The sequence below is a fragment of the Kaistia nematophila genome, from assembly GCF_026343855.1.
Classification (GTDB): domain Bacteria; phylum Pseudomonadota; class Alphaproteobacteria; order Rhizobiales; family Kaistiaceae; genus Kaistia; species Kaistia nematophila.
The window spans coordinates 109,726-123,808 of sequence record NZ_JAPKNK010000005.1; the positions used below are offsets into that span (position 1 = coordinate 109,726).

Genomic DNA, 14,083 nt, shown 5'->3' on the forward strand with positions numbered 1-14,083 from the left:
GTGCCGGCGCGCGCAGCGGCAGGACGGCGTTGGCGGGCTGGGCGGCGATGTTCACGGCAGCGCCTCCAGCAGCTCGGCCGATGTCGCCACCGCGCCGAAGACGCCGCCCTGCATCTTGATCATGTCGATGGCGGCGAGATGATTCTCGACCTTGGTCGCGGCGCAGCAATCCGACAGCAGCAGGCATTCATAACCGCGGTCGTTGGCGTCGCGCATGGTGGTGTGGACGCAGACATCGGTGGTGACGCCGGTAAAGATGATGTTGCGGATGTTCTTCATCCTGAGCACCAGGTCGAAATCCGTGGCGATGAACGTGCCCTTGCCGGGCTTGTCGATGATCGCCTCGCCGGGCTCCGGCCTGAGCTCGGAGATGATCTCCCAGCCCGGCTCGCCGCGCACCAGGATGCGGCCGCACGGCCCCTGGTCGCCGATGCCGGCGCCGATCCGCTGCGAGCGCCACCGCTTGTTGGCCGGGAGGTCGGAGAGGTCGGGCTTGTGGCCCTCGCGGGTGTGGATGACCGGATAGCCCTTGGCGCGCATGGCGGCCAGCACCGACTGGATCGGCCCGATCGGCGCCCGGGTCAGCGAGATGTCGTAGCCCATCGAGTCGACGTAGCCGCCCGGCGCGCAGAAATCGGTCTGCATGTCGATGACGACCAGACAGGTGTTGTGCGGCCTGAGATCGCCGTCGAACGGCCAGGGATACGGGTCGGAGGCGACCGTGACGGCATTGGGCTTCAGGGCGGCGTCTATGCGTTCATCGACGAGTGTCATGGCAACCTCTGGGGACGACCGGGCTATGGGAGACGATCACTTGACGATGGAGAGTTCGCCGGGCGCTTCGCGCGCAGCGCTCTTGGATCGCGCCGAGGCGATCATGATGAAGAGGGTCAGGATGTAGGGCGCGGCGTTGAAGAAGTAGTAGCCCTGGCTGATGCCGATCGATTGCAGCGAGGGGCCGAGCGCGCCGGCCGCTCCGAATAGCAGCGCCGCCAGAACGCAGCGGATCGGATCCCAGCGGGCGAAGATCACCAATGCCACCGCCATCAGGCCCTGGCCGGAAGAGAGGCCCTCGTTCCAGCTGCCGGGATAGAACAGCGACAGGAAGGCGCCGCCGACGCCGGCGAGGAAGCCGCCGGCCGCCGTCGCGAGCAGGCGCACCAGATCGACCGAGACGCCCATGGCGCGCGCCGAGGCGGCGCTGTCGCCGGTCATGCGCAGGATCAGGCCCCAGCGCGTATTGGCGAGCGCCCAGCGCAGGAACAGCGCCAGCGCGATGCCGACGAAGAACAGCGGGTTGACCTGCAGCGCCTGCGCCACCAGCGGGTCGGACGACCAGCCGCCGAGCGGGATCGCTTCCAGGCGCGGGGCGGTCGGCTGGATGAACGGCTTGCCGAAAAAGAAGGCGAGGCCGGTGCCGAAGCTCATGAAGGCGATGCCGATGGCGATGTCGTTCACCTTGGGCAGCTTGCAGATGTAGCCATGCATGGCGCCGAGCACGAGGCCGGAGCAGCCGGCCAGGAGCACGCCGAGCCACGGGCTGCCGGTGGTGTAGGAGCCGGCATAGGCGACCATGGCGCCGAGGACGAGATTGCCCTCGAGCCCGAGATTGATGCGGCCGGACTTCTCGGTCAGGCATTCGCCGAGCGCCACGAACATGAAGGGCGTCGAGACGCGGATGGCGCCGCCGATCATGGCGATCAGCACGATGAAGAGATCGGCCTGGCTCATGCTCTCTCTCCCGAACGCTTCGGCTGCAGGAAGGGGATGCGGCCGTAGAAGGTCTCGCTGACCAGCAGCACGACGAAGATCATTCCCTGCAGCACCAGCACGGTCGCGTCCGGCATGGCCATGCGGCGCTGGACCAGGCCGCCGGCGGCGGCGAGCGCGCCGAACAGGATGGCGACCGGCACGACGGCGAGCGGGTTCTGCCGGGCGAGGAAGGCGACGAGGATGCCGGTGAAGCCGTAGCCCGCCACCAGCGAGGCATTGGCCTGGCCGTGGATGGCGGCGACTTCGAAGAAGCCGGCGAGCCCGGCGCAGGCGCCGGCGATGGCGCAGCAGGCGACCATCAGCAGGCCGACCGGCAGGCCCTGCGCCTGCGCGGCGCGGACATTGCCGCCGGTCATGCGCGCGGCGAAGCCGAAGGTGGTGCGCGACATCAGCAGCCAGAGCACGACGGCGAGGACGACGCCCGCGGCAAGGCCCCAATGCACCGAGGTTCCCGGCATCGGGCCGATGCGATAGGCGTCGCCGATCGGCATGGTCGAGGGCTTGTTGGCGGAGGACGGATCGCGCAGCGCGCCCTCGACGAAGAAGTTCATGATCGCGATGGCGATGTAGGAGAGCAGCAGCGACGAGATCGTCTCGTTGACGCCGCGATAATGGCGCAGCCAGCCGGCGAGGCCGATCCAGATCGCGCCGACCAGCATCGCCGCCACCGCCATGATCGGCAGGCCGATCCAGGGCGTCCAGCCGCCGCGGACGAGCGGGATGGCGACGGCCGCGGCGGAGAAGCCCCCGAGCACGAGCGCGCCTTCCGCGCCGATCAGGGTGAGGCCGATGCGCGCCGGAACCGCGAAGGCGAGGCCGGTCAGGATCAGCGGCGCGGCCCGCTGCAGCGTGTTCTGGATCGAGAAGGCGGAGCCGAAGCCGCCGGTCCAGATCAGGCTGAAGAAGGTGACGGGCGACTTGCCGAGAACGAGCAGGAAGATCGAGAAGAGCACCGCCGATGCCAGGAGGGCGCCGACCGGAATGAGCACGGCTTCGATCATGCGGACCGCGCGCGGGCTGAGGCCGCCGCGTTCGGCCGCGGAAGTGGCGAGCACCGCCGTCATCATGCGCCTCCTTGGTCGGGAGTTCCCGAGGCTCTTGCGGTTGGCATCCCTTGTTCCTTCCTGACTGCGCGGTCGCGCGCTGCGCTGGGGTCGGCGGCGGCCGGGGCCGCCGCCGGAGAGAGGTCAGGTGATCGAGCCCTGGACGCCCTCGAGCAGGAAGTTCATGCCGTCGAGCACGGGGTCGTAATTGTCCTTGGTGCCTTCGATGACGAGCTTGCCGGTATTGTCCTTGAGCGGACCGACATAGATCGGCTTCTTGGCCTTCAGGCCCTCGATCGCGGCGTCGGCGGCCTTGATCGCCTCGGGCGTCGCGCCGGCGCCATAGGCGGTGTTGCGCAGCATGTCGTTGTGGTAGCCGCCGGCGATGAAGTTCGGCAGCTCGGTGCCGGCCGCCAGGGCGTCGGCGTAGATCTTGTAGATCGTCTCCCACTTGTATTCGGCGCCGGTGATGAAGCCCTTGGGCGCCAGCGGCGCCTGGCTGGCATTGTGGCCGCAGCTCTTCACCCCGCGCGATTCCGCCGTCTCGACCACCACCTTCGGGCCGTCGACATGGCAGGTGATGACGTCGCAGCCGGCGTCGATCAGCGCGTTGGAGGCTTCCGCCTCGCGCACCGGCAGCGACCACTCGCCGGTGAAGATCACCTGCACGGTGGCGTTCGGATTGACGCTGCGGGCGCCGAGCAGGACGGAGTTGATGTTGGAGAGCACCGACGGGATCGGCTTGGCGGCGACGAAACCGATCTTGCCCGACTTCGACGACAGGCCGGCGGCGACGCCGTTCACGAAATGCGCCTGGTTCAGGTAGCAGAAATAGCTGCCGGCGTTCTTCGGGTCGCCTTCCTTCCAGAGCGGCGCGGCATGGCGGAACTGCACGTTCGGGTATTTCTTGGCCGCCTCGACCATGAAGGGCGTGTAGTAGCCGAACGAGGTGGCGAGGATCAGGTTGGCCTGGTCGAGGTTGATCATCGATTCCATCGACTGGGTGACGGCGTCGGTTTCCGGCACCTTCTCTTCCTCGATGACGGTCACGCCCGGCACCTGCTTCAGCACGTCCATGGCGACGGCATGGGCCTGGTTCCAGCCGAAATCGTCGCGCGGGCCGACATAGACCGCGCCGATCACGATCGGGTTGGCCGCGCGGGCCACGCCGAAGGGCAGGGCGGCGGCAGCGACACCGGCGGCGCCGGCCTTGAGAAGCGAACGTCTCGTCAGCGACGATGTGAACATGCGAGGCTCCGTGGCTCAGGTTGCGTTTCCGGCGCGCCCCCAGCGGCAGCCGGTCGGTCTACCGGGAAGACGCAAGGCGCGTGCCATTCCCGTATTCGGTGGGGTGCGTCGGGCAAGCCATTGCGAACCCTGCGAACCCGGCGCTTTGCAGGCCTGTCGCCGGCATTCTGCTTGTCAACGATGCGTGCCTCGTAATTAGGCAGTCGATTGGCGTCGGGGCGCGGATCGCGGCTCATGCGACGACCTCCGGCGGCGTTCGCACGGCGCCGGCGGCGAGCCAGGCGCGCCAGCCACCATGGCTGGTGATGTCGGTGGCGCCGGCCAGCCCCTGCGTTTCGCAAAGGAAACCCTTCACCGAGCTGCCATCCTCGAGCTTGACCGTGCCAAGGCCGAGCGGCGAGGGGATGCCGGCGAGGAAGGCGCCGGCGGCGATCTTTGGCAGCGCCCAGACCTCGAGCGCGATCGCCTGGCCGGTCGCGGCGTGGCGGACCATCCCGGGGCGGGCGGGCGGACCGCCGGCAAGCGCGTAGAGGCCGTATTCGGGCGCCGTTTGGGTCGCGCGCAGGAAGCGGCCGCCGAGATCGGTGAGCTGATGATTGAGCGGCAGGCCGGACATGTGCGCGCCGCAGACGGCGATGGCGATCTCGTCGCCGGTCGGCCGCTCGGCGTCCGGAAGCGAAGCGTCCGGCCGGGTCCAGCCCGTCGCGCCCAACGGGCCGGCCTCGAGACCGGCGGCGATCGCGGCGCAGAGCGCGTCGCGCCCCTTGGCGGCGAGCAGCGTCACGCCGCCGGGACGGCCGTCGGCGCGCGGGCCGGTCGGAACGGCGATGCCGCAGAGATCGAGCAGGTTGGCGAAATTCGTGTAGGTGCCGAGGCGCGAGTTCGGGCCGATCGGATCGGCCGCGATCTCGTCGAGCGTCACGAAGGCGGGGATCGACGGCACGCAGAGCGCGTCGATGCCGGCGAGAGCCTTGCGGCAGACGGCTGCGCGATCCTTCAACTGGTAGAAGCCGCGAAACGCATCGGCGGCCGTCAGCGCCAGGCCGGGTTCGAGGATGGCGCGGGTCGTCGGGTGCAGGGTGTCGGGCTTTTCGATGAGCCGGTCGCCGACGGCCGCGACCCGCTCCGCCAGCCAGGCGCCCTCATAGAGCATGCGCGCCACGGCGAAGAAGGGTTCGAGGTCCATCTCGACGATGGTTGCGCCGCCCTTCGCGAGATCCGCGACGGTGGCGCGGAAGTCGTTCGCCTGGACGGTGTCGCCGAAGGTGACGAGGCTCGCGGCGTTGGGCACGCCGATGCGGAGCGAGGGCGGCGGCGCGGTCAGGGCGGGAACGGCGATCGGCCGCGAATAGGCATCCGCGCTATCCGGCGCGGCGGCGGCCTCGAGCGCGGTCCAGGCATCGGCGACCGTGAGCGCGAAGATCGAAATGGTGTCGAGCGTGCGGCAGGCAGGCACGACGCCCGTCGCCGACAGCGCTCCCAGCGTCGGCTTCAGGCCGACGAGCGAATTCAGCGCCGCCGGGACGCGGCCGGAGCCGGCCGTGTCGGTGCCGAGCGCGAAACTGGCGATGCCATGCGCCACCGCGACGGCCGAACCCGAGGACGATCCCCCCGGCACGATCGCCGGGTCGAGCGCGTTCTTCGGCACCGGATAGGGCGTGCGCACGCCGACGAGGCCGGTGGCGAACTGGTCGAGATTGGTCTTGCCGAGGCAGATGGCGCCAGCGGCGCGCAGTCGCGCCACGACGAAGGCATCGGCGTCGGGCGCATAGGCGAAATCGGGGCAGGCGGCGGTGGTCGGCATGCCGGCGACGTCGATATTGTCCTTCGCCGCGAACGGAATGCCCCAGAGCGGCCGGCCGTCCGGCTCGCCCAGCGCCTTCGCCTCGGCCAGCGCATTTTCGCGCGCCGCATGGATAAAAATGCCCGCATCGCCAACGGCATCCAGCCGGCGGAAAGCTTCGGCGATCACCTGTTCCGGCCGCAGCCCGGCCCGATAGGCCTCCCGCAACGCGTCGATGGTGAAGGGCAGTTCCGTGAGATTCATGGTTCGCTCGCCGCAGAGATCAGCCTCTGCAGCTTGCAGCTTTTCCTGTTGTCTAGAATTGCTATGTTTTCAGCAACGCGGTGCAGAAAATGCACCGCCTCGCGGGAGGAGGTCCGGATGAGGCACATGCAGACATTCCAGATGATCGAGGCGGTGGCGCGCGCCGGCTCGATGCGCAAGGCGGCCGAGGACATGAACATCACCGCCTCGGCGCTGGTCCGTCGCATCAACCGCTTCGAGGAGGAGTTCGGCGCCGAGCTGTTCGAGCGCCTGCCGAACGGCGTCCGGCTCAATTCGGCCGGCGAACTTCTGCTGCACCACTACCGCGCCACGCGCTCGGACCTTTTGCGCGTGCAGGGACAGGTGGCGGATCTTTCCGGCGAGCGGCGCGGCCATGTCTCGATCGCCTGCTCGCAGGCGCTCCTGCCCTATTTCCTGCCGCAGGAGATCGCCCGCTACCGCGCCGACCATCCCGGCGTCACCTTCTCCGTGCATGTGCGCGATCGCGCCCAGGCCGAGCAGGACCTCGCCTCCTATTCGAGCGACCTGGCGCTGGTGTACGAGCCGATCTACCTGGTCGATTTCGAGGTGCTGCATGTCATCCCGCAGCCGGTGCATGTCGTCATGCGCGCCGACCACCCGCTGGCGTCGAAGAGCGAGATCCGGCTGCGTGATTGCCTCGACCTGCCGCATATCGCGCCCAGCACGCAGTTCGGCGTCCGCCACCTGCTCGATTTCGCCGCCCGGCGCGGTTCGCGGCGTGTCTCGCCCGTGGTCGAGACGGAGAGTTTCGACATGATCCGCCATTATGTCCGGCACGAGAACGTCATCGGCTTCCAGATCGGCATCGGCCTGCGCGATCCCGGCGACGGCTCGCTGGTGTTCCGGCCGATCGCCGAGCGCGACCTGCCGGCCGGCAACCTGATCCTCGGCCAGATGCGCGGCCGGGCGCTGCCGGTAGCCTCCGCCCGCTTCGCCGTCCAGCTCGCGGCGAGCCTGAAGGATTATGCCGCCGGCGGCATCGGCTAGGTTCCGGCCAGCGGGCGGAGTGCGATCCATCGGTCGAGTCGCCATGGTGCGATGCCGCAAAGCCCGCCGGCGCGGTCGCCGCGCGGTCCGCGCGCCCTGTCGCGCCCTTTTTTCCACTGCCGTGTTGATCAGCTTGCAGGCAGGGCGCGGACGCCATCGTCGACGGGTGGCGGCCGGTCGCCTGCCGGGCGGCCATCCTGGACCAGGTCGAAGGCGCTCTTGTAGGCTATTGTTATACAACAAGTATTTTCAGCGTCGATTTGGCTGCCGAAATCGGACCGCTCCTTCGGCGTGTCGGGCGCGGGATGACAGGCCGCCGCAGGGCCGGACCGGGGAGCTGGAAGATGCCGCCCCGTGGGCATCCCTGCGGAAAATTTAGCCTATACCAAAATTCCCTCCCGCTTATGCTGATGCGAAAGGCCGGTCGATCCGTCGCCGAGGAGCCGTCGCCGAAGATGAGGTTCGCCGCCCCGGGCAGGCCCGGATGCCGTCGTTCCGGCATCCCGGCAGGGCGCCGCGAGGGCCGCGGCGCCGGTCGAGGAGGGCAGGGCGAAAGCGCTGCCGCGGGCGACGCCGGGTGCGCGTCGCTCCAATTCAGCAAGACAGGGAATTCCAAATGCCGACAGAGACTGTGACTCGCGCTTCGGTTGATCCGGACGCCCTTGCCGCCGTGATCGAGGCGAACGCGCAGCGCCAGACCGACTGGCTGGCGACTCTGGTGAGCTTCGACAGCACGCGCGGCAACGAGGCGCCGTGCCAGGCGTGGCTGGCGGCGGAATTCGCCAAGCGCGGCTGGTCGGTCGACAGCTTCACGATCGATGAGGTGGATATCGCCGGCAAGCCCGGCTACTCGCCGGTCGTCGACGCCGATTATTCCAAGGCCGTGCAGGTGGTGGCGAGCCACAAGGTCGATGAGCCCGCCGGGCGCAGCCTGATCCTGCAGGGACATATCGATGTCGTGCCGCCGGGAGCCCCGGAACTCTGGGAGCATCCGCCCTTCGAGCCGCAGGTGAAGGACGGCATGATGAGCGGGCGCGGCGCCAACGACATGAAGGTCGGCGTCACCGAAATGGTGTTCGCGCTCGACGCGCTGCGCGATCTCGGGCTGGAGCCGGCCTCGAACGTCTTTGTCGAGACGGTCAGCGAGGAAGAGTGCACCGGCAATGGCGCGCTGTCGACGCTGGTGCGCGGCTACGTCGCCGATGCCTGCCTGATCCCGGAATCGATGGACAATCGCCTGCTCCGGGCGGAACTCGGCTCGGTCTGGTTCCGGGTGCGCGTGCTCGGCCAGCCGGTGCATGTGCTGCAGGCGCAGACCGGCGCCAACGCCATCCTCTCGGCCTATGAATATGTCGGCGACCTGATGGCGCTGACGGCGCGCATCAACGAGGAAGCCAAGGACCATCCCTGGTTCGGCCATATCGAGAACCCGGTGAAGTTCAGCCTCGGCAAGATCCGCGGCGGCGACTGGCTCGGCTCGGTGCCGTCCTGGTGCGAGTTCGAGTGCCGGCTTTCGGTGCTGCCCGGCCATACGCTGCCGGAGGTGCGCCAGCGCGTTCTCGACGCGATCGCAGCGAGCGCCGAGCGGCTCGGGGCGGCGCGGGTGCCGGAGCTGACGTGGATCGGCTTCCAGGCGGACGGCCACGTGCTGGAGCCGGGCAGCGATGCCGAGGCGGTGCTGGCGCGCGTGCACGAGACGGTGTTCGGCGCCAGGCTCGAGACATTCAGCCAGACGGCGACCAGCGACGCCCGCCAGTACGATCTCTATTACGGCATTCCGGCGCTCTGCTATGGCGGCTGCGGCAGCGGCAGCCATTCGCCGAAGGAGAAGACCGATCTCGCCTCGATGAAGCAGATCACCAAGGCGATCGCGCTGTTCGTCGCGGAGTGGTGCGGTGTGCGTCCGATCCGCGCCTGATCCGGCAGGAGGGCGGCCCGTTGCATCGGGCCGCTATCCCTCAGATGGCGATGCGGGCGTTGGTGCGGCCGTCAGCCGTGATCGAAGCCTGGATGTGGCGGACGATCTGGTCGGCGTGGGCGCTCGCCAGCGCGTCGGCGCGCTCGACGTCGCGGGCGACGATCGCCGCGATCATGTCCTCGTGCTCGTTGACATATTCGCGCGGCAGCATGTCGTGGAACGACGAATAGTAGAGCCGCAGGATGCGCCGACCCTCGTCGAGGAGCTGGGTGAAGAGGTCGGTGTAGTAGCGATTGCGGCCGGCCCGCGCGATCTCGATGTGGAAGTCCCGGTTGGCCGCGATCATCGCCAGCGCATCGCGCGCCTCCACCGCCTTCGCGAAGGTCGCCTGCAGGTCGCCGATGCGGCGAATGTCGTCCTCGCGGTGATGCACGGCGGCGAGGCGCGTCGTCACCCGGTACATCAGCGTCAGCGCGTCGAAGAATTGCGGCAGGCCGAGGAAATCGATGTTCGCGACGATGGTCGCGCGGTTCGGCAGCGTGGTGATCAGGCCCTCGGCGGCCAGGCGGACCAGCGCCTCGCGGATCGGCGTGCGCGACAGCGAAAAGCGCTGCGCCAGCTGCACTTCGTCGATCGGGCTGCCGGGCGGCAGTTCGAGTTCGATGATGTCGTTCCGCAGCGCTTCATAGACATGGCCGACACCGGAACCGCGCCGATGGGCGATCGAGGTTTCGACGGTCTGCGCGTCGTTCTGCTTGCTCATGGTGGCGTCAGCCCCTCGCGTTCCGGTGCGGCCTTCTTAGCCAACAATCCGGTTGTGTGAAAAGTGTCGATGCCTTTTATTTTGTTTGTCGACAACAGGAATGCAGGCCGTTACACATGATGCATTCATCGAAAACAGGATCGTGCGCTTCATGAAGATCGGCGTGATCGGGGCGGGTATCGTGGGAGTTTCGTCAGCGTTGGCGCTGGTGGAACGCGGCCACGACGTCACCATCCTCGAGCGGGCCGATGTCGCGGCGGGCGCCTCGCGCGGCAATGCCGGCGCCTTCGCCTTTGCCGATGTCATTCCGCTGGCGACGCCCGGCATCATGCGTCGCGCGCCGAAGTGGCTGTTCGATCCCGACGGTCCGCTTTCGATCCCGCCGGCCTATCTGCCGAAGATCGTGCCCTGGCTGCTGTCGTTCTGGCGCGCCAGCCTGCCGGGGCGCTATCGGGAGGCCGTGGTGGCGCAGGCGTCGCTGATGGCGCATTCGCAGGCGGCGCTGGAGCGGCTGGTCGCCGGCCATGCGCTGGAAGGGCTGCTGCGCCGCGAGGGCCAGTTGCAGCTCTATGAAGGCGAGCGCGATTTCCGCAGCAGCCTCGGATCCTGGGAAGAGCGCCGCGCCGCCGGCGTCCGCTTCGAATTCCTGCAGGGTGCTGCGGCGATCGCCGAGATCCAGCCGGGGCTCGCGCCGCGCTTCACCCATGCCGGCTTCACGCCGGACTGGATCAACGTCGTCGACCCGGTTGTGTGGACGCGCCGTCTCGCCGATCTCTTCCAGGCGCGCGGCGGCCGGATCGAGCGTTGCGACGTCAGCGGGATCAGGCCGTCCGAAAGCGGCGTCCGTCTCGTCGCGTCGGGCCAGGAATTGCCGTTCGACCGCGTCGTGCTTTCGGCCGGCGCCTTTTCGGGGCGGCTGCTGCGTCCGCTCGGCATCCGCCTGCCGCTCGAGACCGAGCGCGGCTACAACACCACGCTGCCGGCCGGCCGCTTCGACCTGCGCACCCAGGTGACCTTTGGCGGCCACGGCTTCGTCGTCACCCGCATCGGCGACGGCATCCGCGTCGGCGGCGGCGTGGAACTGGGCGGGCTCGACCTGCCGCCGCGCATGGAGCGGGCCGATGCACTGCTGCGCAAGGCGGCCGATTTCCTGCCGGGTCTAGACACCTCCGGCGGCACGCAGTGGATGGGCTTCCGGCCTTCCATGGCTGACAGCCTGCCGGTGATCGACGCGGCGCCGGGCCAGCGGAACCTCATCCTCGTCTTCGGCCATGGCCATCTCGGCCTGACCCAATCGGCCGGCACGGCCGAGCTCGTCGCCGATCTCGTCGAGCGCAAGCCGACCGCCATCGACATCAAGCCTTATCGCGCATCCCGCTTTTCGAGTGCTTCCGCATGACCAATCACACCTTCTCCTGCATCGACGGCCATACCTGCGGCAATCCCGTGCGCCTCGTCGCCGGCGGCGGCCCGCGCCTCGGGGGCGCGAACATGATCGAGAAGCGGGCGCATTTCCTCGCCGAATATGACTGGATCCGCACCGGGCTGATGTTCGAGCCGCGCGGCCATGACATGATGTCGGGCTCGATCCTCTATCCGCCGACACGGCCGGATTGCGACGTCGCGGTGCTGTTCATCGAGACCTCGGGCTGCCTGCCCATGTGCGGCCACGGCACCATCGGCACCGTCACCATGGCGATCGAGAACGGCCTGGTGACGCCGAAGGAGCCGGGCAAGCTCCGCCTCGACACGCCGGCCGGCCTGGTCACGGTCGAGTACCGCCAGGAGGGCCGCTTCGTCGAGGAAGTCCGCCTCACCAACGTGCCGGCCTTCCTCTATGCCGAGGGGCTGACGGCCGAGGTCGAAGGGCTCGGAGAGGTGACGGTCGACGTCGCCTATGGCGGCAATTTCTACGCGATCGTCGAGCCGCAGGCGAATTTCCGCGACATGGCCGATTTCTCGGCCGGGGAACTGGTCGGTTTCAGCCCGAAGCTGCGCGCGGCGTTGAACGCCAAGTACGAGTTCGTGCATCCGGAGAACCCGGCGATCCGCGGCCTGAGCCATATCCTGTGGACCGGCGCGCCGCTCAATCCCGAGGCGACCGCCCGCAACGCCGTCTTCTATGGCGAGAAGGCGATCGACCGCTCGCCCTGCGGCACCGGCACCTCGGCGCGCATGGCGCACTGGGTCGCCAAGGGCCGCCTCAAGGTCGGCGACGACTTCATCCACGAGAGCATCATCGGCAGCCTGTTCAAGGGCCGCGTCGAGGCGGCGGTGAAGGTCGGCGATCGCGACGCCATCATCCCGTCGATCGGCGGCTGGGCCCGCCAGACCGGCTTCAGCACGATCTTCATCGACGATCGCGACCCCTATGCGCACGGCTTCACGGTGATCTGACAAGGCGGGATCAACCCGCCGCATCCGGCGCGCACCCTTCACGAGGACTTCCATGACTGACATCGCATTCATCAATGCCCGGCTTCCCGATCTCGATGCGGAGAGCCTCGGCGCGCCGACGACCGTGGTCGTCCGCAATGGCCGCATCGCCGAGATCGGCGGCGCCGCGCCCGAGGGCATGCCGCGCCGCGATCTCGCTGGCCGCACGCTGATGGCGGGCCTGATCGACTGCCACTTCCATGTCGTCGCCCATTCGCTCGATCTCTGGTCCAACGTCATCGCGCCGGATTCGCTGGCAGCGCTCCGCGCCGCGAAGATCATGCAGGGCCTGCTCGACGCCGGCTTCACCACGGTGCGCGACCTCGGCGGCGCCGATATCGGCCTGGTGCGCGGCGTCGAGGAAGGGCTGATCGACGGTCCCGACCTCGTCATCTGCGGCAAGGGCCTGTCGATGACCGGCGGCCATTGCGACCTGCGCGCCCGCACCGACATCCGCCCGGACGCGATGGGCTGGCGGCTCGCCAACATGGGCGTGCTGGTCGATGGCGTCGACGACGTCCGCCGCGCCTGCCGCAAGATGCTGAAGGAAGGCGCCCGCTTCATCAAGGTGATGGCGAATGGCGGCGTCGCCTCGCCGAACGACCCGATCGACTCGCTGCAATATTCGGACGACGAGATCCGCGCCATGGTCGAGGAGGCCGGCAATGCCGGCACCTATGTCTCGGCCCATACCTACAGCGACGCCTCGATCCGCCGCTGCGTCCAGCTCGGCGTCAAGTCGCTCGAGCACTGCAACCTGATCGGCGCCGAGACGGCGGCGATGGCGGCCGAGGCCGGCTGCACCGCGGTGCCGACGCTCGCCGCCTATGAGGGCCTGAAGCTCGAAGGCGCCGCCCTCGGGCTCGGTCCGGCCGAACAGGCCAAGGTCGACATCGTTCGCGACAAGGGCCTGGAATCGCTGCAGATCATGCGCGACGCCGGCCTGCCGATGGCCTTCGGCACCGATTTGCTCGGCCAGCTGCGCAAGTATGGCGGCCTCGAATTCGACCTGCTCGCCAAGGTTCTGAGCCCGGCCGAGATCCTGCGCTCGGCCACCGAGATCGGCGCGAAGCTGTGCCGGATGGAAGGCGAGGTCGGCGTGATCGCGAAGGGCGCCCGCGCCAACTTCGTCGTCGTCGACGGCGATCCGCTCGCCGACGTCACGCTGCTCGGCCGCCCGGCCGAGACGCTGCGCGCCGTCGTCAAGGACGGCCGCGTCGTGCGCGGCGCCCTGGCGGAGGCGGCGTGATGGCCGTCCCGTTCGACATCGAGCACGTCGCCCGCATCGTCGCCGGCCCCAACGCCGCCGCGAACCTGTTCGCCTACCTGCATGCCGGCATCAACCGCGACGTCGGCTGCGGCCTCCTGACCGCCTCGGTCTACGACATCCCGAACCTTCGCTCGCGCCGGGTCTTCTCCGAGGATGTCGAGGCCTATCCGCTCGGCAATTTCAAGCGCCTCGACAAGAACCTCTACTTCGAGACGGTGCTGGCCGGCCGGCGCCACTTCTCCTCGACCACCATCGAGGAGATCGCCGGGGTGTTCTTCGACTGGGAGAAGATCCAGGCGCTCGGCTTCGAATCCAACATGAACCTGCCCGCCATCGCCAACGACACGGTGATCGGCACGATCAACCTTCTCGAGAAGAAGGGCCACTACACGGCCGAGCGCGTCGAAAAGGCGCTCGCCTGGCAGCCGATCGTGACGCTGGCTTTCCTGCTGCTCGCCAGCGAGGGCAGCGACGAGGCGAATTTCCAGCCCGGCCTTTCGGTCGCGCGGAATGCCGGAATGGAAGGGGGCGCCGCCACGGCGTGAGCCGTCGCCTG

12 protein-coding genes are annotated in these 14,083 nt (G+C 68.6%); 6 read left to right on the plus strand and 6 right to left on the minus strand.

From position 1 onward, the window contains the following. Positions 1-51: 51 nt before the first annotated feature. From biuH to atzF, 5 genes are all read right to left on the minus strand, one after another. The gene (gene biuH, locus OSH07_RS13475; protein ID WP_266339179.1) at positions 52-774 is read right to left on the minus strand and encodes a biuret amidohydrolase; all 723 of its coding nucleotides are present in this window, start codon (positions 772-774) and stop codon (positions 52-54) included. Between the two features lie 36 nt (positions 775-810). Beyond that, complete coding sequence (locus tag OSH07_RS13480; RefSeq protein ID WP_266339180.1) at positions 811-1,731, minus strand: ABC transporter permease; 921 nt, start codon at positions 1,729-1,731, stop codon at positions 811-813. Further along, positions 1,728-2,837 carry an ABC transporter permease gene (locus OSH07_RS13485; protein ID WP_266339390.1) on the minus strand — a complete coding sequence of 370 codons (1,110 nt, stop codon included), beginning with the start codon at positions 2,835-2,837 and terminating at the stop codon, positions 1,728-1,730. The genes OSH07_RS13480 and OSH07_RS13485 overlap by 4 nt, the downstream gene beginning before the upstream one ends. A 123-nt stretch (positions 2,838-2,960) precedes the next feature. After that, positions 2,961-4,064, minus strand: coding sequence for a BMP family ABC transporter substrate-binding protein (locus OSH07_RS13490; protein WP_266339181.1), 1,104 nt, complete (start codon positions 4,062-4,064; stop codon positions 2,961-2,963). 232 nt (positions 4,065-4,296) lie between these two features. Then, positions 4,297-6,111 (minus strand): allophanate hydrolase, encoded by a 1,815-nt coding sequence (gene atzF / locus OSH07_RS13495; RefSeq protein ID WP_266339182.1) that lies wholly within the window; start codon positions 6,109-6,111, stop codon positions 4,297-4,299. Between the two features lie 126 nt (positions 6,112-6,237). Here atzF and OSH07_RS13500 point away from each other — a divergent pair, with 126 nt between their 5' ends. Then, on the plus strand, positions 6,238-7,140 hold the full coding sequence (locus tag OSH07_RS13500; protein ID WP_266339183.1) for a LysR family transcriptional regulator: 903 nt from the start codon (positions 6,238-6,240) through the stop codon (positions 7,138-7,140). Between the two features lie 616 nt (positions 7,141-7,756). Next, positions 7,757-9,058, plus strand: a complete 1,302-nt coding sequence (locus OSH07_RS13505; RefSeq protein ID WP_266339184.1) for an ArgE/DapE family deacylase — start codon at positions 7,757-7,759, stop codon at positions 9,056-9,058. 40 nt (positions 9,059-9,098) lie between these two features. Here OSH07_RS13505 and OSH07_RS13510 read toward each other — a convergent pair whose 3' ends face one another. After that, positions 9,099-9,821 (minus strand): GntR family transcriptional regulator, encoded by a 723-nt coding sequence (locus OSH07_RS13510; RefSeq protein ID WP_266339185.1) that lies wholly within the window; start codon positions 9,819-9,821, stop codon positions 9,099-9,101. A 151-nt stretch (positions 9,822-9,972) separates the two neighbouring features. On the opposite strand from OSH07_RS13510, the gene OSH07_RS13515 reads away from it, so the two are divergent. Genes OSH07_RS13515 through OSH07_RS13530 form a run of 4 tightly spaced genes read left to right on the plus strand, consistent with a single transcriptional unit; the run spans position 9,973 to position 14,072 of the window. Next, positions 9,973-11,220, plus strand: a complete 1,248-nt coding sequence (locus OSH07_RS13515) for an NAD(P)/FAD-dependent oxidoreductase (RefSeq protein ID WP_266339186.1) — start codon at positions 9,973-9,975, stop codon at positions 11,218-11,220. Continuing rightward, a complete protein-coding gene (locus tag OSH07_RS13520) occupies positions 11,217-12,218 on the plus strand; it encodes a 4-hydroxyproline epimerase (protein WP_266339187.1) in 1,002 nt (333 codons plus the stop codon). The genes OSH07_RS13515 and OSH07_RS13520 overlap by 4 nt, the downstream gene beginning before the upstream one ends. A 52-nt stretch (positions 12,219-12,270) precedes the next feature. Then, positions 12,271-13,506 carry a metal-dependent hydrolase family protein gene (locus tag OSH07_RS13525; protein ID WP_266339188.1) on the plus strand — a complete coding sequence of 412 codons (1,236 nt, stop codon included), beginning with the start codon at positions 12,271-12,273 and terminating at the stop codon, positions 13,504-13,506. Beyond that, positions 13,506-14,072 (plus strand): hypothetical protein, encoded by a 567-nt coding sequence (locus OSH07_RS13530; protein WP_266339189.1) that lies wholly within the window; start codon positions 13,506-13,508, stop codon positions 14,070-14,072. Before OSH07_RS13525 ends, OSH07_RS13530 begins: the two co-directional genes overlap by 1 nt. Positions 14,073-14,083: the final 11 nt, after the last annotated feature.